Origin of the sequence: Polaromonas sp. (assembly GCF_010365105.1) — a bacterium.
Classification (GTDB): Bacteria; Pseudomonadota; Gammaproteobacteria; order Burkholderiales; family Burkholderiaceae_C; genus Polaromonas.
On sequence record NZ_JAAFGZ010000007.1, the window covers coordinates 146,801 to 167,278 of the forward strand.

17 protein-coding genes are annotated in these 20,478 nt (G+C 59.8%); 11 read left to right on the forward strand and 6 right to left on the reverse strand.

Features of this window, described 5'->3' with window-relative positions:
- Window positions 1-74 precede the first annotated feature (74 nt).
- Complete coding sequence (gene xsc, locus GZ092_RS06530) at window positions 75-1,892, reverse strand: sulfoacetaldehyde acetyltransferase (RefSeq protein WP_293635497.1); 1,818 nt, start codon at window positions 1,890-1,892, stop codon at window positions 75-77.
- A 156-nt stretch (window positions 1,893-2,048) separates the two neighbouring features.
- Between xsc and GZ092_RS06535 the strand changes: the two genes are divergently transcribed.
- The 3 genes from GZ092_RS06535 to GZ092_RS06545 are packed head-to-tail and all read left to right on the forward strand — an operon-like array spanning window position 2,049 to window position 5,637.
- Window positions 2,049-2,885, forward strand: a complete 837-nt coding sequence (locus GZ092_RS06535) for an IclR family transcriptional regulator (protein WP_293635499.1) — start codon at window positions 2,049-2,051, stop codon at window positions 2,883-2,885.
- Window positions 2,886-2,921: 36 nt separating this feature from the next.
- Window positions 2,922-3,893, forward strand: a complete 972-nt coding sequence (locus GZ092_RS06540; RefSeq protein WP_293635501.1) for an AAA family ATPase — start codon at window positions 2,922-2,924, stop codon at window positions 3,891-3,893.
- Window positions 3,894-3,897: 4 nt separating this feature from the next.
- Window positions 3,898-5,637, forward strand: coding sequence for a cobalt chelatase (locus GZ092_RS06545; protein ID WP_293635503.1), 1,740 nt, complete (start codon window positions 3,898-3,900; stop codon window positions 5,635-5,637).
- 18 nt (window positions 5,638-5,655) lie between these two features.
- On the opposite strand, the gene GZ092_RS06550 is transcribed toward GZ092_RS06545, so the two are convergent.
- Window positions 5,656-7,152, reverse strand: a complete 1,497-nt coding sequence (locus tag GZ092_RS06550) for a PLP-dependent aminotransferase family protein (RefSeq protein WP_293635505.1) — start codon at window positions 7,150-7,152, stop codon at window positions 5,656-5,658.
- A 130-nt stretch (window positions 7,153-7,282) separates the two neighbouring features.
- On the opposite strand from GZ092_RS06550, the gene hisD reads away from it, so the two are divergent.
- The 6 genes from hisD to GZ092_RS06580 all read left to right on the forward strand — a co-directional run bounded on the left by hisD (window position 7,283) and on the right by GZ092_RS06580 (window position 14,690).
- The gene (gene hisD, locus GZ092_RS06555; protein WP_293635507.1) at window positions 7,283-8,602 is read left to right on the forward strand and encodes a histidinol dehydrogenase; all 1,320 of its coding nucleotides are present in this window, start codon (window positions 7,283-7,285) and stop codon (window positions 8,600-8,602) included.
- A gap of 1 nt (window position 8,603) precedes the next feature.
- Window positions 8,604-9,863: an aminotransferase class I/II-fold pyridoxal phosphate-dependent enzyme gene (locus GZ092_RS06560; protein ID WP_293635509.1), complete on the forward strand. Its 1,260-nt coding sequence runs from the start codon at window positions 8,604-8,606 to the stop codon at window positions 9,861-9,863.
- A gap of 83 nt (window positions 9,864-9,946) precedes the next feature.
- Window positions 9,947-11,380 carry a pyridoxal-dependent decarboxylase gene (locus tag GZ092_RS06565; protein WP_293635511.1) on the forward strand — a complete coding sequence of 478 codons (1,434 nt, stop codon included), beginning with the start codon at window positions 9,947-9,949 and terminating at the stop codon, window positions 11,378-11,380.
- 341 nt (window positions 11,381-11,721) lie between these two features.
- Window positions 11,722-12,072 carry a TRAP transporter large permease subunit gene (locus GZ092_RS06570; RefSeq protein WP_363254320.1) on the forward strand — a complete coding sequence of 117 codons (351 nt, stop codon included), beginning with the start codon at window positions 11,722-11,724 and terminating at the stop codon, window positions 12,070-12,072.
- Window positions 12,069-12,857 carry a sulfite exporter TauE/SafE family protein gene (locus GZ092_RS06575; protein WP_293635513.1) on the forward strand — a complete coding sequence of 263 codons (789 nt, stop codon included), beginning with the start codon at window positions 12,069-12,071 and terminating at the stop codon, window positions 12,855-12,857. Before GZ092_RS06570 ends, GZ092_RS06575 begins: the two co-directional genes overlap by 4 nt.
- Window positions 12,858-13,169: 312 nt before the next feature.
- Window positions 13,170-14,690, forward strand: a complete 1,521-nt coding sequence (locus tag GZ092_RS06580) for a PLP-dependent aminotransferase family protein (protein WP_293635515.1) — start codon at window positions 13,170-13,172, stop codon at window positions 14,688-14,690.
- A 32-nt stretch (window positions 14,691-14,722) separates the two neighbouring features.
- Here GZ092_RS06580 and GZ092_RS06585 read toward each other — a convergent pair whose 3' ends face one another.
- The 4 genes from GZ092_RS06585 to GZ092_RS06600 all read right to left on the reverse strand — a co-directional run bounded on the left by GZ092_RS06585 (window position 14,723) and on the right by GZ092_RS06600 (window position 18,238).
- A complete protein-coding gene (locus GZ092_RS06585) occupies window positions 14,723-16,063 on the reverse strand; it encodes a TRAP transporter large permease (protein ID WP_293635516.1) in 1,341 nt (446 codons plus the stop codon).
- Between the two features lie 21 nt (window positions 16,064-16,084).
- Window positions 16,085-16,636 (reverse strand): TRAP transporter small permease, encoded by a 552-nt coding sequence (locus GZ092_RS06590; protein WP_293635517.1) that lies wholly within the window; start codon window positions 16,634-16,636, stop codon window positions 16,085-16,087.
- Between the two features lie 118 nt (window positions 16,637-16,754).
- Window positions 16,755-17,750, reverse strand: a complete 996-nt coding sequence (locus GZ092_RS06595; protein WP_293635518.1) for a TRAP transporter substrate-binding protein — start codon at window positions 17,748-17,750, stop codon at window positions 16,755-16,757.
- A gap of 92 nt (window positions 17,751-17,842) precedes the next feature.
- The gene (locus GZ092_RS06600) at window positions 17,843-18,238 is read right to left on the reverse strand and encodes a nuclear transport factor 2 family protein (RefSeq protein WP_293635519.1); all 396 of its coding nucleotides are present in this window, start codon (window positions 18,236-18,238) and stop codon (window positions 17,843-17,845) included.
- Between the two features lie 371 nt (window positions 18,239-18,609).
- On the opposite strand from GZ092_RS06600, the gene GZ092_RS06605 reads away from it, so the two are divergent.
- Both GZ092_RS06605 and GZ092_RS06610 read left to right on the forward strand, forming a co-directional pair.
- Window positions 18,610-20,034 carry an FAD-dependent oxidoreductase gene (locus GZ092_RS06605; protein ID WP_293635520.1) on the forward strand — a complete coding sequence of 475 codons (1,425 nt, stop codon included), beginning with the start codon at window positions 18,610-18,612 and terminating at the stop codon, window positions 20,032-20,034.
- Between the two features lie 30 nt (window positions 20,035-20,064).
- Entirely contained in the window at window positions 20,065-20,439 is a 375-nt protein-coding gene (locus GZ092_RS06610) for a cupin domain-containing protein (protein WP_293635521.1), read from the forward strand.
- Window positions 20,440-20,478: the final 39 nt, after the last annotated feature.

The window sequence follows — 20,478 nt, forward strand, 5'->3', positions numbered from 1 at the left end:
AAAAGCGCTGCGAAGAGAAATGGTCCTCGCAGCGCCGTTGGAGTCAAGGAGTCAAAGCAGACTCCGATCGGTACTTAGACGTAGTCTTTGTACTTGTCCAAGAAGCGGACAGGCTTGGCCAGCGCATCACGGCGGAACGGATCGCCCAATTCGCGGGTGCACATGATTTCAATGACACAGGTCTTGCCTTCGTTCATCTGCATGTCGATGGCTTTCTTGAGCGCAGGACCCACGTCTTCCAGCTTGTCGACCACGATGCCTTCAGCACCCATGGCTTTGGCCATCTCGGACCAGCTCTCGTTTTCCAGCTCGGCTGCAACGAAGCGACGGTTGTAGAAGTCGACCTGGTTCTTCTTCTCCGCACCCCACTGGCGGTTGTGAAACACAATGGCCGTCACCGGAATGTCATGACGCACGGCGGTCAGAATCTCGGTCATGCTCATGGCCCAGGCGCCGTCGCCTGCGTAAGCGATGGCTGGACGGTCCATGGCGGCCAGCTTGGCACCGATCATGGTGGGCAAGGCATAACCGCAATTGCCGAAACTCATGGGGGCGAAGAAGCTGCGGGGCTCTTCAAACCGCAGGTAGCTGTTGGCGACGGAATTGATATTGCCGATGTCGGTGGACACCATGGCACGTGGCGGCATGGCCTTTTCCAGTTCACGCAGAACCTGGCGGGGGTGCAGGTACTCACCGCCGTTGAATGTGACTTCCTTCTTGTTCTCTTCGATCATGTCCAGGCTGAAGGCATCCTTCTCGTGAGTCCACTCGTCAAGTTCCTTTTCCCAGGCGGCTTTTTCACTGGCAATGGTCTTGGCACGCTCTGCCTTGGTGGCATCGCACGCCAGTGTCTTGCCGGTCAGGCGCTTGGTCAGTTCAAGGGCCGTGGCCTTGGCATCGCCGCAGATACCGACGGAGATCTTCTTCACCAGTCCCAGGTTGGTGTGGTCGGCTTCAACCTGAATGATCTTGGCGGTCTTGGGCCAGTAGTCCATGCCATGCTGTGGCAGGGTACCGAATGGGCCCATGCGTGAACCCAAAGCAATCACCACGTCGGCTTGAGCGATCAGCTTCATGGCGGCCTTGGAGCCCTGGTAACCCAAGGGACCAGCCCACAATTCATGGCTGGCAGGGAAGGCGTCATTGCGCAGGTAGCCGGTCACCACAGGGGCGCCCAGACGCTCGGCCAAAGCCTTGCACGCGTCGACAGCACCGCCCATCACGACACCGCCACCAGCCAAAATGACCGGGAACTTGGCCGTGGCCAGCAATTCAGTTGCAGCAGCCAAAGTAGCTTCACCACCAGCGCCACGGTCCACACGCATCGGCTGAGGAATCTCGCACTCGATCTCGCCATAAAAGTAGTCACGGGGGATGTTCAGCTGGGTCGGACCGTTGTCGCTCATGGCGCGGTCAAAGCAGCGCGCCGTGTACTCGGCCATGCGCTTGGGGTGCGTCACGTGACCTTGATACTTGGTGAATTCTTCAAACATCGGCAACTGATTGGCTTCCTGGAAGCCGCCCAGACCGATACCGGTGGTGCCGGTCTCGGGAGTGATGATCACGACAGGGCTGTGTGCCCAGAAGGCGGCAGCAATGGCGGTCACGCAGTTACTGATGCCGGGGCCGTTTTGACCAATGGTTACACCATGGCGGCCGGACACGCGGGCATAGCCGTCGGCCATATGTGCAGCACCTTGCTCGTGCACGACAGGAATCAGGCGGATACCGGCGGGAGCGAAAATATCCATGGCATCCATGAAGGCTGAACCCATGATGCCGAACATGTCGGTGACGCCATTGGCGACCAGGGTTTCTACAAACGCCTCTGAAGGCGTCATTTTTTGCACGCCGCTGACGACGGTGCGGGTGTCGGTTGTGGTTTTGCTCATCGATGTCTCCTGCGGCGTTGGCCGATAGTTTGAATGAAATTTGAAACGATTTATTCCGTTTTCCGGAATATGTTGAACTGTAGATGGATTTTTATCATTGGTCAACAATAAATCTCATTTATCGGAACTTTTTTAACTATTTTTTGAAATTCAACTATGATCGATGTCATGAAAAGTGTGCCAACCCCTGTTCAATCGCCGATAGAAATAAACGGTGACACCCCGACGCTGCGCTTGTTTTCGCTGCTGGAGGTTGTGGCGTCCAAAGACCAGTTCTTCTCACTTCAGCAACTTGCAGAAGAGACCAGTATTCCCAAGCCAACATTGCACCGAATGCTTCAGCAACTTGAAAGCGCCGGACTCTTGGAGCGCAGCGGAGACAACCGGCAGTACGGCACCGGTGTGCGCCTGAGAAAGCTGGCTGAAAACCTGCTTCTCAACGACACTTTTCATGGCGCACGCCACGGCGTCTTGCGCGCCTTGGTCAACGAAGTTGGCGAAAGCTGCAACCTCACCGCGCTGAGTGGCAGCGAGGTGATCTACCTGGACCGTGTCGAGACACCCGCGCCACTGCGCTTTTATTTGCACTCAGGATCCCGGGTTCCCGTGCACTGTTCGGCCAGCGGGAAAATGTTTCTCGCCAGCATGACCCCTGCGCAGCGTCAGCGCCTGCTGGCACACGCACCACTGGAAGCATTCACACCCAAAACGCTGACGGATCTGGATGCGCTCGAGGAAGAAATCAAACAGGTGAAACAACAGGGATTTGCCCTGGACAACGAAGAGTTTTTGCCTGGCTTGCTCTGTGTGGCGGTGCTGGTTCCCAATGCCAGTGGTCGCTCCAACCTTTGTGTTGCGGTGCAAGCCCCGATCATGCGACTGAGTGTCCTGAAAGCCATTCAGCTCCTACCTGCTTTGCAACGAGCCGCCGATGCGCTCAGTCGCATCGAAAGCAACGCCACCGATCCCATTGACCACAGCAAAAGCGCCTGAGCCCCAGCGCCGAGCCATGACCGGAGACTCTCACTGATGACCGAATTGACCTCCCTGCGACCCACCAACATGGTGTCAGTTCGCGATGTATTTGGCATCGATACCGACCTCAAGGTACCGGCTTTCGCTGAACGCGACGAACATGTCCCTGATGTCGACGCCACCTACCGCTTCAACCCGGCGGTCACGCTGGCCTTGCTGGCAGGCTTCAGCCGTGACCGGCGCGTAATGGTTCAAGGCCTGCACGGCACCGGAAAATCCACCCACATCGAACAAGTCGCGGCACGCCTTAACTGGCCTTGCGTGCGCGTCAACCTCGACGGCCATGTGAGCCGCCTCGACCTGGTGGGCAAAGATGCGGTGGTCTTGAAAGAAGGCCAACAGGTCACCGAATTCCAGGAAGGCATCGTGCCGTGGTCGCTGCAGCGCCCCATGGCGCTGATCTTTGACGAATACGACGCTGGCCGCCCCGACGTGATGTTCGTGATCCAGCGCATCCTGGAACGCGACGGCAAGTTCACCTTGATGGATCAGAACCGCGTTTTGACGCCTAACCCCTACTTCCGCCTGTTTGCCACGGCCAACACCGTGGGTCAAGGCAACCTCAACGGCATGTACCACGGCGCCCAGCGTCTCAATCATGCGCAGATCGACCGCTGGAACATTGTGGTGGCGCTCAACTATCTTGAGCGCAAGGAAGAGGTGGCCATCGTCACCGCCCGTGTTCCCGCCTATGCCGACTCCGCTGGCCAAGAGATGATCAACGCCATGGTGGCTGTAGCCGACCTCACACGCAAAGGTTTTCGCGTGGGCGATCTGTCCACTTTGATGTCACCTCGCACCGTGATCACCTGGGCAGAAAACATGGAAATCTTCCGCGATCCCGGCCTGGCGTTTCAGCTCTCTTTCGTGAATAAATGCGATGAGAGCGAGCGCGCCACCGTGGCCGAGTATTTTCAGCGTTGCTTTCATCGCGAGCTCGAAGCTTCGTTCGTTCACGCCGCCTGACCCCATGGTCGAGCACCCGGCTGCGGCCAGCGCCACGCGCCATCAGCAACGCATAGACGACCTCTGCGCCGCGACCATCCGCGCGCTAAGCGGCCAAGCCGGGCTGCATTTCCGTGGTCGCAGACTTTTCAGAAACGACAAGGCGCTGCCACCGTTTGCGCCGCACCTCAGCCCCAAACCCGAGGTGGACGACTTCTCCTCGTTTCGCGGTGCCGCCGACGCCATGGCCCTGCGTCTGCAGTTCTCCGATGCAAAACTGCACAAGCGTCTGCGCCCGACATATCCGATGGAGCGCATGCTGTTCGAGATGCTCGAGCAATTCCGGGTGGAAGCGCTGGCACCCACTGACATGCCCGGCATGGCGCACAACCTGCGCCACCGCTTCGAGGCCTGGTCCATGGCGTTTTACAACAGTGGTCTGACTGAAACATCCAAAGGCATCCTGCTCTATACGGTGGCGCAGATCACCCGCTCGCGCGTGACCGCCCAACCGGTGGTCGAAGCCACCGAAGACGCGATCGAAGCCACCCGCATGTCCATCGTGCGCAGCCTGGGCCATGACCTGGCCGGTTTGCGCCGTCAACGCTTCGATCAGGCAGCCTATGCCGAACACGCCCTTTCGATGGCTTCGCTGGTGGCTGGCATGCTGGCCGCTTACGACCTGCAAGGCATCGGCGGCGAGAATGACATCGATACCGAGCCCGATGACAAGCCATTGGACTTCAACCTCTGGATGGATTTCGACAGCGAAGGTGAAGAAGAAGGCTTCACCACCGCCAGCAGCGGCAACAGCCGGTCCCTGGCCGAATCGGGTGGCGTGTACCGCGTATTCACCGATGAATTTGACACCGAAGTCGATGCCGCCACCCTGGTGCGCGCTGCAGTGCTGGAGGAATACCGGGAACGGCTTGACCAGTGCATCGAGCAACAGGGCCTGTCGGTGGCGCGCCTGGCCCGTGAGCTCAATGCCGTGCTCGCCACGCCGGTGCGCGACGGCTGGATCGGTGGGCAAGAAGAAGGCTACATCGATGGCCGTCAGCTCAGTCAGCTCATCACGTCACCCGCCGAACGCCGCCTGTTTCGCATCGAACAACATGCACCGGTTGCGGACAGCGCCGTGAGCTTTCTGATTGATTGCTCGGGCTCCATGCGCGAGCACATTGAATCTGTTGCCGTGCTGGTCGATGTCATGGCCCGTGCGCTGGACCAGATCGGCGTGACCACCGAAGTGCTGGGCTTCACCACCAATGCCTGGAATGGCGGTCGCGCCCAGAAAGCCTGGATGCGCGCTGGCCGCCCGCCCCATCCCGGGCGTCTCAATGAAGCGGCACACCTGATCTTCAAGGACAGCGATACGCCCTGGCGGCGTGCGCGACCGGCGATGGGCGCTTTGCTCAAAAGCGATCTTTTCCGCGAAGGAGTGGACGGCGAAGCGGTGGCCTGGGCTGCGCAGCGACTGGTTCAAAGGCACGATGGGCGACGCCTGTTGATGGTGATTTCCGACGGCAGCCCCACCGATGGCGCAACCACTCTGGCCAACGACGCCCACTATCTGGACCATCACCTGTGCAACGTGGTGGCCCAGCTAGAGGCACAAGGCCAGGTGGAAATTTACGGCATCGGCGTCGGGCTGGACCTGAGCCCCTATTACCGGAACAATCGGGCCCTGGACTTGTCCAATTCGGTCACCAACACCGTTTTAAGGGAAATTGTGGCCATGACCGCAGCGGGACCACGGCGCTGAGGGCACCAGTCCCAAGCGCTAAAAGCCTGCCAATGTCCGTGCTTCGCGCAGTTCACGCACGCCCGCTTCAATGGCAGCACTGCAGATCGCCGAGTAACCCATGCGAAAGAATCTCCGGCTCGCTGCTGTGGGCTGTGCGAAGAACACCTGCCCTGCTTCAATCAGCACACCGTGCGCCTGGGCTTGCTGCGCCAGCGCCAGCGCATCAAAGCCCGCTGGTCCCTGTATCCACGCGCCCGACCCTCCCTGGGCCTCGCTCACAGAACAGTCCGGCATCCAGCGTTGCATGGCATCGAGCAACACCATGCGCCTATCCCGGTACGTGACATTCAGCTTGCGAATAAAGGCATCGTGGTGACCTTGCGCAATGAACAGGCTGGCGATGTGGGCATTGTTAGAGGGCACGTGTCGCATCATCAACCGCCGCACCGCGCGCAATTCGCGAATCAGTTCCGCAGGTGCCACGATGAAGCCCAGTCGAAGGCCATGAGCCAGCGTCTTGGAAAGGCTGCCCAGATAGATCACCCGCCCCTCGGTATCCATGCTCTTGAGTGCGGGCAGTGGCCGCCCTGAAAAATTGAGCTCGCTCTCGTGGTCGTCTTCAAACAGGACTACATTTTTCTTTCTCGCCAAATCGAGCAAGACCTGGCGGCGCTCCAGCGGCATGGTCACACTGGTCGGGCACTGGTGGCTGGGCGTGACGTATGCGTATTCGCACTGGCCCAATTTGCGCGACGGCACCAGCCCTTGCTCGTCCACCGCCAGCGGCAACACCTGGGAACTGCGCGATTCGAAGTTGTTGCGTGCATCGGGGTAACCCGGGTCCTCCATGCCTACGACGGTCTTGCGCCCGACAAGCACTTGGGCGAGCAGAAAACAGGCCATCTGCGCACCGGCCGTCACCAGGATCTCGTCGCGCTGGGCCAGGATGCTGCGCGCGGGCAGCAAGCGATGTTGAATCTGGCTCACCAGGCCTTCGTGATCGCGGTCCACATGATCCTGTGACCACTTCCTGACTGCTGGCGTCAGCAACGATTGCTGGGAGCACGCACGCCAGTCGGTCAAGGGCATGAGACTGGCATCAAACTGCCCATATACAAAAGGATAAGCAAAGTCCTGCCAGTGGGCCGGCTTGGCAATGTTGCGTTGACTGGCGACGTCGCTCTTCAGGCGACTGGCCCACAAAAGTGGGTCAGCATCCGCGCCGGGATCGTGCGCCTGGCTGGACTGCCCGAGCACGATGTCTGGATTGACGAAAAGGCCACTGCGCTCGCGCGCCATAAGAAAGCCCTTGTCCACCAGCATCTGCAAAGCCAGCATGACCGTGTTGCGCGACAACCCCAGCGCCACCGCGAGCGAACGGCTGGGCGGAATGGCTGCAGCGGCGGGAATCAGACCCGTCAGGATGCTGTGGACCATCATTTCCTTGATTCGCCCCTGCAGCGTCGCGCTGCTGCCCGCGAAGCGGGGCAAGAGGTTGGCCCAGATGTCGGCAATGTCTTGCGCCGGGCGCATGGCTTCTCCTTATGGTCGATTCGGGTGCGCTTTTATTCTGGCACCAAACAAATGCGATTATGGCTCTAACACCACAGCATGTGCAGGCCTAGCATCAGCACCACTCCCCACCCCACCAACGAGGCCCCACATGACCACCGAATACCTGAAGAAAGCTACCCCTCCCATCGAGACGATTGACACAGCCACGGGTGAGACCGTTCACCGCATGCTGGCCGAAATCAAGCGCGAAGGGCGAGAGGCCGTGGAGCGCTATGCACGAGATCTGGATGGTTACACCGGCAAGATCGTGCTCGACGAAAGCGACTTCGCAGCGGCAGCCAAAGCCGTTCCACAAGGCGTACGCGACGACATCGCTTTCGCTCACACCCGTGTGCGTGACTTCGCCCACCGCCAACGTGAATCGTTGAGCGAGTTCGAAGTGCAGCTGATGAGTGGCCTGGTGGCCGGACAAAAGCTGATCCCAGCCAACACGGCCGGCTGCTATGTACCCGGAGGGCGATACGCCCATGCCGCCTCGGCCATCATGAGCGTCTGCACGGCCAAGGTGGCGGGCGTGCCCAACATCGTGGCCACGTCCCCTGCTCACAAAGAAGCCGGCATGAACCAAGCGATCCTGTACACCATGCAGCTCTGCGGTGCGCACACCGTGCTGGCACTGGGCGGCGTGCAAGGGATCGCAGCCATGGCCTACGGGCTGTACACAGCCCAGCCAGCCGACATCATCGTGGGCCCTGGTAACCGTTTCGTCGCCGAAGCCAAGCGAACGCTGTTCGGCAGCATCGGCATCGATGTGGTTGCGGGCCCCACTGAATCGGCCGTGATCGCCGACCACAACGCCGATGCAGAAATCGTGGCTGCCGACCTGGCCGGCCAGGCCGAGCACGGACCGGACTCGCCTGTGTGGCTGTACACCACCTCGCGCGAGCTGGGCATGAATGTGATCGAGATCATGCCGGGTGTGATCGCTGCCCTGCCCGAACCTGCGCGTTCGGCTGCCACGGCCGCGTGGCGCGATTACGGCGAGGTAGTGTGGGCCTCCAGCCGCGAAGAAATCTGCGAGATCAGTGACCGCTACGCACCCGAGCATCTGCAGGTGCTGGCAGCCGACCTGGACTGGTGGCTGGATCGCCTGACCAACTACGGCTCGCTGTTCCTCGGCGAAGAAACAACCGTGGCTTACGGCGACAAGTGCGCAGGCCCCAACCACATTTTGCCCACGCGCGGCGCGGCGCGGTATTCCGGCGGTCTGAGCGTGGGCAAGTTCATCAAAACCGTGACTTACCAGCGCCTGAACCGCGCCGCCAGCCGCGAGGTGGGCCAAGTGGCCGCCCGCATCTCCCGGCTGGAAGGCATGGAGGGCCATGCGCGCACCGGAGACATTCGACTGAAGAAATATTTCCCGCAAGAGCATTTCGAACTGGGCACGCTGCAAGGCCACCAGCACTGACATGAACACTGCCAACACCCCCACCCTCGCAGCTGACGGCCTCTGGTTCGGCAAAGACCTGAGTCAGTCCGAGCCCATCCCTGAAGCGGCCATTGAACAGGCGGTAGCGCTCATGCGCAGCGGCCGACTGCATCGCTACGGCGAACAAGGCGCTGGCACGCCCGAGCCCTCGTTGCTGGAGCAGGAATATGCTGCCTATGTGGGCAGCAAATACTGTGTGGCAGTGAACTCTTGCGGTGCCGCCATGTTTCTCGCACTCAAGGCGCTCGGCGTGAAACCGGGCGACAAAGTGCTGACCAGCAGCTTCACGCTGGCCCCCGTGCCAGGCGCCATCGCCCACGCGTGTGCATCAGCGGTTTTGGTCGAGACGCGGGATGACTACACCACCGACCTGCCGGACCTGGAGCGCAAGGCGGCCACCATCGGCGCCAAGGTCTTTCTGCTTTCGCACATGCGGGGTCACATCACCGATGTGCGCGCGGTGCGCGAGATCTGCGAACGCTATGACATCGCGCTGGTCGAGGACTGTGCCCACACCATGGGTGCCCGATGGGACGGTCAACACACCGGGACCTTTGGCCATATCGGTTGCTACAGCACCCAGACCTACAAACACATCAATTCCGGCGAAGGCGGTCTGCTGGTTACGGACGACGACGACATCGCCGCCCAGGCCATCCTGATGTCGGGCTGCTACATGATGTACGACCAGCACATTCTTCGTCCAGGGCCCGAGGTGTTCGAGCGCTGGCGCTACGTCACACCCAACTTCAGCATGCGCATGTCGAATGTGGCGGCCGCGTTGCTTCGTCCGCAACTGGCGCTGCTGCCCGAGCGCGGCGAGCGCTGGCGGCGCATCTACGACAACTTGGCCCAGGCGTTCGCCAGCGTGCCCCATGTCTCACTGCCGGTGCGCGATGGGCGCGAAGACTTTGTGCCCAGCTCGATCCAATTCTCGCTGGACTTGTCGCCACCACAGATTGAACACTTTCTGATCGAGTGCGAAACCCGAGGCCTGTACATCAAGTGGTTTGGCTTGCGCGTGCCCACCGCATTTACCAGCCATTTCGAACACTGGCACTACCTGCCGGAGCAAGCGCCGATGCCGAAGTCCCGGGGCATTCTGCGCCAACTGCTCGACCTGCGAACGCCGCTGTCGTTGACCCCGGAGGACTGCCAGTTGATCGGGCAAATCGTACAAAGGGCCGCCACCACCGCAGCCGCCCAACCGCCCGGTGAACTTCCGAAAGACAAGTCATGAATCCATCTCAACATTCAAGCGTTCCGCCGGAACAAACGCTGGACCCCGGTGACTGGAATGCCTTTCGCGCTCAGGCCCACCGCTTGCTCGACGCTGCCGTTGACCGCATGGAAGGCTACCGCGAAGGGCCAGTCTGGACGCCGCTGCCGCTCGGGCTCCAGGCCGACTACCAAGTGCCATTGCGCAGCAAAGGCATGGGGCCAGAAGCCATTGAAAGACACTTAACGGCATTGCTGCCCTACGGCGTGGGCAATACCCACCCACGCTTTTTTGGCTGGGTTCATGGCTCAGGCACACCCGGCAATCTGCTGGCGGACATCACCGCAGCCACGATGAATGCCAACCTCGGTGGCCGCGACCACGGCGCAATGTATGTGGAAAAGCAGGTGGTGAACTGGTGCCGAGAGATTTTTCAGTTCCCGGAAACGTCCAGCGGCCTGATTGTCAGCGGCACCTCGATTGCCACCATCGTCGCATTGAAAACGGCGCGCGATCGCTGCTTTGACTTCAGCAGCCGCAAAACCGGGCTGCAAAAAACCGCACTGGGCCAGCTGGTGGGATACACCTCGGCACAAACCCATTCTTGCGTTGCCCGCGCCTTTGACATTCTGGGTCTGGGCTCAGACGCATTGCGCAAAATTGCGGTCAATGAGCACTTCGAAATCGACACTTACGCACTGCAAACGGCGATCACAGAAGATCGCGCTGCAGGTTTCACGCCCTTTGTCATCGTGGGTACCGCTGGCGCCGTGAATGTAGGCGCCATCGACGACCTGGAGACACTGGCAGATATCGCGCAGGCCGAAAAATTGTGGCTGCACATCGACGGTGCGTTTGGTGCACTGGGCGTGTTGTGCGAACAGCTTCGCCCCCGGTTGACAGGCATCAAACGGGCCGATTCACTGGCTTTTGATTTTCACAAGTGGCTTCATGTCAATTACGACGCGGGCTTCATCCTGATGCGCTCCGAAGAGCTGCATCGCCGTACATTTTCCGAGCGGCCCGAATACCTGAAAGGCGCTGAGCGGGGTCTGGCGGCGGGCAATCCCTGGCCTGTGGAGTACGGTCCGGAGCTTTCCCGCGGATTCCGGGCACTCAAGGTATGGACGCAGCTGGCTGAACATGGCACCGACAAACTGGGCGCCCTGATCGCACAAAACTGTGCACAGGCGGCCTACCTGAAAACCCTGGTCGATGACCATCCCCACATGGACATGGTGGCGCCCGTGGCCATGAACATCTGTTGTCTGCGCTATCGGGCCCCGGGACAAGATGAGCTGGAGGTGGATCGCCTCAACGACGAGATCGTGGTGCAGTTGCAGGTTCAGGGGCTGGCCGCGCCCTCCACCACCCTGGTGAATGGCCGGAACGCCATTCGGGTGAACATCACAAACCACCGCACCACGCGTGCCGACATGGACATGCTCATCCTCGAAATCGATCGCATTGGCCAAGAACTCATGATCGCGACCAATTGGATAAAAAACAATCCAAAGAGCCTCGCAGATAAACACTGATATTGGTACACTTCGTTCCATTATTTAAAATTTAGACTTGCAGAATGCAAGAAAATAACAACAATCGGAACAATAAGCTCCACGTGGACAAGCTGAGTGGCGTCTTGAACAATCGATTTCATCCTGGTCGAAGCGGGCTACGCCAGAACGGTTATGGCAGAACGTCTGAGCAAAGATCTGTCGGTAAAGATGCTGCTGCTCGGAGTCGATCCCGATACCGCTCGTTCTGGAGCCACCTGCCGATCAGGTGCGGCAAGACCATGGGGACTAAAAGATCAACTGATGCTACACACCGATCCCGACCCCAAAATGAACGGCCGCCAGCTGAACTGCTTGTGTGCATGGCGATCGTGATGGCGGCCGGCTATATTTTGGAAAAAATGCCGGTCAGCGTAACTTTCGAGCCCACCATGGCGCCGATTGCGGTGGTCCACGGGGCGGACCCAGTGCACTTCCTGGTGATCTTTTTGGAAGGCTCAGCCATCAGCTTCATCACATCGCCGTTTGGACTGAACCTGTTCGTGGCCAAGGACGTCACCGGCATTCCGTTTGCCAAGCTGGTTTGCTTCGCCATGATGTACCTGGTCGGCCGGGTCATTGCCTGGTTGTTGATTGATTGCATTGGTGCCCTGTTTCTTTCTGGGCCGGCTGTCCAACGTGGGCGACCAAACCGACCACAGCTATTGAAGTGAGCCCGCATGACTACTTGAACGGGTTGACCGTTTTCGGCCTCATTGCATCGCTGGGCGCGGGCATAGTGCGTGGTTTTTCAGGGTTTGGCTTCTCAGCCCTCACGGTAGCGGGCATTTCGCTGTTCATGGCACCTGCTGAAGTGGTGCCTGCAGTGCTGGTGCTTGAGATTCTGGCCAGCATCAGCGTGTGGCGAGCCGCCGTGCGCGATCTCGACATGGCGTGGTTGAAGTCGCTTGTGATTGGCAACATTTTCCTGGTACCCATTGGCGTCTACCTGCTTGCCCATCTCGATCCAGTGCTGCTGCGCCTGATGGTTGGCTGCGCGCTGCTGCTCACTGCCACCGGTTTGCGCTGGCGCAGCACCCGCTCACTACACACCAACCGCCGCGTTCTGACGGTCGCTGGCGTCCTTTCCGGGTTACTTAATGGCCTGGCAGCCAGTGGAGGGGTTGCCGCCGCGTTGCTGATGGCTGCCTGTCACGTTCCTGCCCTGGCCATGCGCGGCACGCTCATCACCTATGTCACCTTTGCATGCGGCTACACGCTGTTATGGGCCAGCGCGTTCTCGCAAGACAGTGGCACCGGCATCAACGTGTTCAGCGCCGAGACCGTGCGCTGGATACTGGTGCTTGCCCCCGGAATGTTGCTGGGCATGCGGCTCGGGCGGGCTGCTTTCGCCCGCAGCAATCCCGACGGTTTCCGGTTGCTGGTGCTTAACTTGCTGATTGTCATCTCAGGTCTGAGCGTGGCGCGTGCGCTGTTTGATTGGCTAGTCCCGCACTGATCCAACTATTGGCCCCAACGACGCACTATTACGACACAGCCCATGTTTAAACCGATTCTGGATTTCATCACGGTCAGTTGCCCGCGCAAGCAGGCGGGAATATCCGCAAATTGCAGTTCCATCTATTCTTGTCTTGCAGATCCAGCAGGCTGCACCCGCAAGCAGCCTTTATGCCGAAGCATGCCGGAAGGGAGACTTTGCATCTTGTCTTGAGCATCTCCCATGCATCAACAATCAACGGACAGTCACCACCCTTGGAGCACAATTCGTTCTCTGGTTTCTTCGACTTACAACAGCTTCAGGATTTCTGCCATGGCCCAACCCCTCCAAGGCGCGATGTGGAAACAACTGCTGCAACGCAGCGCGCGCGAAAACCTTACGCTGCAAGGTCAGATCCGGGAGATGCTGGTTTCGGCGATTCTTGACGGACAACTCAAACCAGGCACCCCAGTACCCTCCAGCCGCGAGCTGGCCACCGAATTGGGCGTGGGGCGGATTACCGTCGTACTGACCTATCAGCAACTCGTGGACGACGGCTACCTGGTATCTCGCGAACGCAAAGGCCACTTCGTATGCTCAGCCTTGCTGGGTGAGCGCATGCAGGCCCGCATCCCGGCTGACAGTGAGCGGCAGGCCCCCTCCATCGCCTGGACACAGCGCCTGCACCAGCGCCCCAGCGCGCAGCGCAGCATTGTCAAACCTGCGAACTGGCAGAAGAGCCCCTACCCGTTTCTTTATGGCCAGTTTGACGAATCCCTGTTTCCCACCGCTGCCTGGCGCGAGTGCTGCCACAAAGCTCTGAGCGTGCTCGACATACGCGACTGGGCGCCCGATCAGATCACCCGCGACGATGACTCTCTGGTGGAGCAGATATGCACCCGCGTGCTGCCCCGGCGTGGCGTATGGGCCACTGCAGACCAGCTGATGATCACGGTGGGCGCGCAACATGCGCTCTACATGGTGGCTGACCTGCTGATGCGCGAACGTACCCGGGTAGGAATCGAAGATCCCTGCTACCCCGATGCGCGCAATATCTTCACACGCCGCACCGCGAAGATCGTCCCTCTGCCTGTGGACGACAACGGCCTGATCGTGGACGACAGACTGCGTGAACTCGACTACCTCTACACCACACCCAGCCACCAGTGCCCGACCGGCGTGACCATGCCCCTGCACCGGCGCAAAGAACTGCTGCGTCTGGCCGATGCTTCCGACCTGGTCATTATTGAAGACGATTTTGAAAGCGAAAACAACTTCGCAGGCAATCCGATTCCAGCGCTCAAGAGCCTGGACCGCAACGAGCGCGTGATCTACATCGGCAGCCTTTCCAAAAGCTTGGCGCCAGGACTGCGCATCGGCTACATTGTGGCCGCACCCGAGCTGATCAGCGAACTCCGCGCGCTGCGACGCCTCATGATCCGTCACCCTTCATCTTTCCTCCAGCGCAGCCTCTCACTGTTCATTTCGCTGGGCTACAACGATGCCCACCTCAAGCGCCTGGCGCAAGCGCAAAAGGAGCGCGGAGCGCTGATGCTTGACGCCTTGGCGCGCCATACGCCTCAATGCGCGGTGACACCCTTTGATGGCGGCGGCTCGTGCTGGGTGCAACTTCCCGACAACGTGCCGGCTACCGAGCTGGCCGAACGTGCTGCCAAGCAGGGAGTTCTGATTGAGCCGGGTGATGTGTTTTTTCAAGCCTTGCAACCCGCAGGCAACTTTGTCAGGCTGGGTTTTCAGTCGATCAATGCGCGTGTGATCGACGAAGGCATCTCCACCCTGGCCGCAGTGATCGCCGCCCTGCAAAAACGCCGTCAGCCGACATTGATCGGCTGACGGCGCTATGCGGTGACTCAAACTGCCGGGGATCAATAACCCATCAGCGAGGGCAGCCAGAGCGATATCTGCGGCACATAGGCAATGATGAACGTCGCAATGGTGGTCACGAACACGAAGGGCAGCACCTTCACGATGATCTTTTCCACCGACTCCCCGCCAATGCCCGAGGCCACGAACAGGTTCTCGCCCAGCGGCGGTGTCATGAAGCCGATCGACAGTGTGCAGATCACGACAATACCCACATGGGTCGGGTCGGCGCCGGTCATGTACATGACCGGCAGCAGCACCGGCACCAGAATCAGGATGGCCGCCAGCGTTTCCATGAACATGCCCACAAACAGCAGGAACACAATGACCAGCGCCCAGATGATGTAGGGGTTGGTTGTCAAGTTGAGCATCGCCTCGGCAATATCGCTGGGAATACGCTGCTCCACCAGCAATCGCCCGAACGCCGTGGCGGTGAACAAGATCAGCAACACGCGCCCGGTGATCCAGGTGGTGGTGCGCAGCGCCACCTTGATTGCGAGCCAGCGCATCTCGCGATGCACGAACCAGCCGACGAACAGCGTGTAGAAGATCGCAACGATGGCGGACTCGGTGGGCGTGAAGATACCTGCGTAAATACCACCCAGAATGATCACTGGCGCCAGGATGGACCAGACACCCCGTTTGAGCGCAGCGAGCAGCTCGCCACCCGACCAGTTTTCGGACAGGCCGCGGTAACCGCTCTTCTTCGAGATGAAGTAGTTCATCATCAGCAGGCTGCCCGCCATCAACAGGCCAGGCATCACACCTGCGACGAACAGCTTGGGGATGGACAGCGAAGCGAAGGTGCCAAACTTGGCTACCGCTTCGGGCGGCGGCGCCATGCCGAGTGCAGCGATACCGAAGATCACCATCGGAATCGAAGGCGGAATGATGATACCCAGGCCGCCTGAAGCGGCCGTTATCGCTGATGCGTAGGCGCGGTCGTAGTTGCGCTTGGTCATGGCCGGAATCATCAACATGCCTACCGCTGCGGTAGTCGCCGGGCCCGAGCCCGAAATCGCCCCGAAGAACAGACAGGCCAGGACCGTGGCCACGCCCAGGCCACCGGTGATGGGACCCGCCATGGTTTCGGCGATGTCGACCAGGCGACGGGAGATACCGGCGGCTTCCATCAACGCGCCAGCCAGCACGAAAGCGGGCAAAGCCATCAGCGGAAAGCTGCCGACCGAGTTGAACGCGATCTGCACCAGGGCGATCGGGTCTTTGTCAAGCACCATGTAGGCAGCCATGGCCGCGCCACCCAGCGCCACCGTGATCGGGGCCCCCAGCAGCAGGAGCAGCATGAAGCCGCCAAACAGAATCTCGGGCAGGTACATTTCCATGGTGTTGTCTCCAGTGCGCGTTCAGCTCGAGGCTTGCGCGTTGTTGTTCTGTTGCATTTTTTTGATCTCGGCGGTTTCCGGATCCAGCAATTCCTCGCCTTTGACGACGCGCAGGTAAATGTTCCACAGCACGCGGATCGACATCAAGGTGAATGCGATTGGCAAAATCATGTAGATATATTTCATCGGCACCCCCAGCGTCTGCGATTTCCAGAACAGGTTCATGCGGTTGAACACAAAGTCGTAGCTGAGCCAGACGAAATACAGGTTGAATGCTACCCAAAGCAGGTCGGCCACGGTCATCAGCGTGGTGGCCATCCACTTGGGCATGAACTGAAAATGCACCGTGACGCGGTTATGCGCCGACATTTTGGCCGCCACCACCGCGCCCAGGTAGGCAAACCAGACAAACATGTAGGTCGAGAGTTCTTCCGACCAGGCAATGGAGTGGTTGAACAGCTGGCGCGAAACGATCTGCGCGAACAGCAGGATCACAAACAGTGCGAGCAACCATTCACACACCAGTGTCTCGATATCGTTTAACCAGCCCAGCGAATTGCGCAGGAACGTCATGGTGTTTTCCTCAACAAAGAGCGCGCACAGCGCACCGGGGCAGGCGCTTTGAAAAGCGCACTGCAACACAAACCCACAAAAAAAGCAGCTACCTGGGGTGGCCGCCACCGTCAGATGATCAACGGCCCAGGGTTTTCAGGACTTTGTCGAGCTTGTCCTTGCCGCCGATGCTTTTATAAAACTGGGGCCAGACCGTCGTGGTGGCCTTGGAGATCCACTCCTTCTCGCCATCGGCAGGATCGCTGATCTGCATACCCTTGGCGGTCAACTCCTTCTTGATCTTGTCTTCGGTCTCGGCCAGCCATTTGTAGCTGTGCTCGGTGGCTTCGGCACCCGCGTCCAGAATCGCTTTCTGCACATCGGCGGGCTGCTTCTTGAACAGTCCCTCACCGACGATGATGGGTTCCAGCGAGAATACATAGCGGATGTTGGTGATGTACTTCTGCACTTCGTTGAACTTCATCGAACTCACGGTGATGTAAGGATTGTCTTGACCATCAACCACGCCCTGCTGCAAAGCAGTGAACGTTTCCGACCAGGCCATGGGTGTGGGGTTGATGCCCCAAGCCTGGTAGGACGCGATCATGATTTCGTTCTTGGGCACGCGGATCTTCAGGCCCTTGAGGTCTGCCAGGGTCTTGACCGGCTTCTTGGAGTTGGTCAACACGCGAAACCCAGTGAAAGTCCAGCCCACGATGCGCACACCTGCGTCGCGTACGGTGTTGGCCGTGAGTTCCTTGCCCACATCGCCGGTCACCAGCTTCTTGGCTTCCTCGGCGCTCTGGATCACATAGGGCAGCGTGAGCACACCCACCGTGGGAGAAAACGGCGTCACGTTGTTGACAGCCACAACCGAGAAGTCCAGCGTGCCCATCGAGGCGCTGTTGATGGTGGTCTCTTCGCTGCCGAGCTGGCCGTTGGGGAACAGGTCGATCTTGTGCTTGCCTGCGGTCTTGGCTTCAAAGGCTGACTTGAACTTGGTGGCCATTTCCCACTGGGCACTGCCCTGGGCGTCGCCCACGGCGACCTTGAAGGTGGTGGCCAGAGCGCTGCCGCCCACGAAGAAGCAGGAGGCTGCCAGCAGCGATACCAGGGTGGTGGTTTTGAATTTCATGAATGTCTCCAGGGGTGGTTGAAAAAACGGGTCGGCTTGGTGGCCGATCTTGGGCGATGCACTGAAACCAGGTTGAACCGGCGCGAGCCAGTTCAGGCCGCCAGTGCCGGACGGTCTTTGCGGTAGGCGTTCTTCACCAGAATCTTGCCGTCTTTGAAGGTGAACACATCGACCATGCGGGCCTCAATGCGCGAGCCGTCGGCCTTGGTGCCCTTGAAGGTGCTCTCCGACACGCCCCGATCGCCCACCACGAAGTGGTCGCCATCGAGCCAGGCGGCATCGGGAAAGTTGGTCCAGGCGGCTTTGAAGCCATCGCTGACTTCGGCGCGGCCGCTGAAGGTCCGACCCAGCAGATCAGGGCCTGCCACGGCGTGGAACAAGCAGTCGTCGTGCATGAAGCCCATCAGGGCGTCGAGGTCGTGACGATTCCAGGCGTCTGCAAAGGCGGCAAGGGTTTGCGGCGTGATGGTTGGTTGCGGATCGGTCATCTTGTCTCCTGGTGTTCGTGTCAAAGTCTTCGCATGTCGTGCCATCGGGATCGATGCTGTCGCCAGTGCGACCTGTTTGCGAGTGGACTGTATTGTTGAAGCCAAACCGCTTCGGACTGTAGAACCAGCCACAGGGAATCGTTAGAGCCAAGCACTCGGGTTAACCCTGAAAGGTCTTTTTTTGGGGTATATGCGCAGCCATCGCTGGTCCCATGGAATGGTCGCAACTGGTCCTAACCAGAGTAAGCCACTCTTGCCTATCCTTCGCTTCGGTGTGGTCCGAAGAACATGATTTCCTGGACCCGCACGCTGTCGGCCACCTGCGCTTGCCGACCGCCCTGCGCACTCGCTATAAACCCTGGAGACAACTCATGACCTCGACAACCAATGGTGGCCACCTGATGCGGCCCTACGAACCCACCTACGACCCGCTGGTGAACGCCACCCCCGGACAAGGCACAGGCTATGCACCCAGTTACTGGGTTGCCTCGGCCGGCAGCCCGCCACCGGACGATGGTCCGATTCGCGGCGACATCGATGCTGACGTGGTCGTGATCGGCTCGGGATCGACAGGCATGTCCACGGCGCTTTACCTGGCGCGTGAACAAGGCATCGTTGCCACTGTGCTCGAAGCGGCCCAGACCTCGTGGGGTTGTTCCAGCCGAAGCGGCGGCCAGGGGCAGAATGCCAACGGCCGCCTGAGCCGCTCGCAGTGGATCGAGCGCTGGGGCTTGGACGTGGCCAAGCGGCTTGACACTGAAGTGCGTACCGGCTTCGAAAACTTCAAGCTGCTCACCAAGGAAATCGAATGCGAGGCCTATGACGGCGGCCACCTCTACATGGCGCATCGCCCGAAAAAACTCGACTACCTGCGCGAGATGATGCGCGTGCGCAACGAGGTGTTTGGCTACAAGACGCGCATGCTCACGCCGCAAGAAGTGCGCGAACAACACTGCGACGAGCGAGAGCACCTGGGTGCCATGTTTGAAGAAGAAGGCGTGGGCATCCACCCCTTGAAATTCACCTTCGGCTTGATCCGGAAGGCACGTGAACTGGGCGTGAAAGTGCACCCGGCCAGCCCGGTGCAAGGCTGGAAAACGGTCAACGGCGTGCATCACCTGCAGACGCCCGGCGGCATCGTGCGCGCCAGGCGTGTGGTGGTGTGCACCGGCGGCTATACCGGGCAGAACCTCACCCCGGGATTGAAAAACAAGATCCTTCCCATCCTTTCCAACTCGGTGGTCACGCGTCCACTGACCGACGCCGAAATGGCGGCGTGCAACTTCCAGTCCAAAACGTTCATGACGGACACGCGCACCCTGCGCTTTTACTACCGTCTGCTCGAAGGCAACCGCCTGCAGCTGGGCAGCCGCAGCTCGATCACGGGCGTCGATGCCGAAGACCCGATGCACCTCAAGCTGCTCACCGATGCGATTGCGCGGAAATTTCCACCACTGGCCGGCATCCGGATTGACCACTCCTGGTGGGGCTGGGTCGACGTGAGCCACGACATGATGCCGCGCATTGCCCGTCCTGACCCGAAAGAAACTGTGTGGCACGCGCTGGGTTACGGAGGCAACGGTGTGGCCGCCTCCACCTGGGCGGGCAAACGCATTGCCGAGCGTGTGGCGGGCAAAGACGCCGGACGCGAGGTGTTCAACTTGCCGATCTACAACTCGCCGCTGGAATACCCCAATGTCCTGAACATGGTGCGTTCGGAAGCTTTCGCCCCTTTTCGCCGCTTCGGCCAGTTTTTCCTCTACAAGTGGTACTGGCTGCGCGACGAGAAGATCTGAATGCACACCTCACAACACACAGAGCAACACATGACCCAGGACACTCAGGTGATCGACTTCCAGCACGACAAGGGTGAACATGAGACCAGGCGCCTGCGCGACCTGCCCGATCGCGTGCTGCAGGGCGACCCGCACCACGAGAGCACCGTCTTTTTCACCGACGGTGCGGGCGAGATGGTGTCGGGCACCTGGACCAGCACGCCCGGAAAATGGCGTGCCTTCACCCATCGCGACGAGTTCTGCCATATCGTGTCGGGCCACGTACGCCTGATTGGCGACGATGGAACGATCCGATCATTTAAAACCGGTGATGCCTTTGTGATTCCCAACGGATTCAGCGGTTGTTGGGAAGTGATCGAGCCCACCACCAAACATTTCGTGGTCCGTCATCACCAAGTCCCTTGACGCAGGCCAGCGCCCACATCACTGGCACCGTCTGCCCGC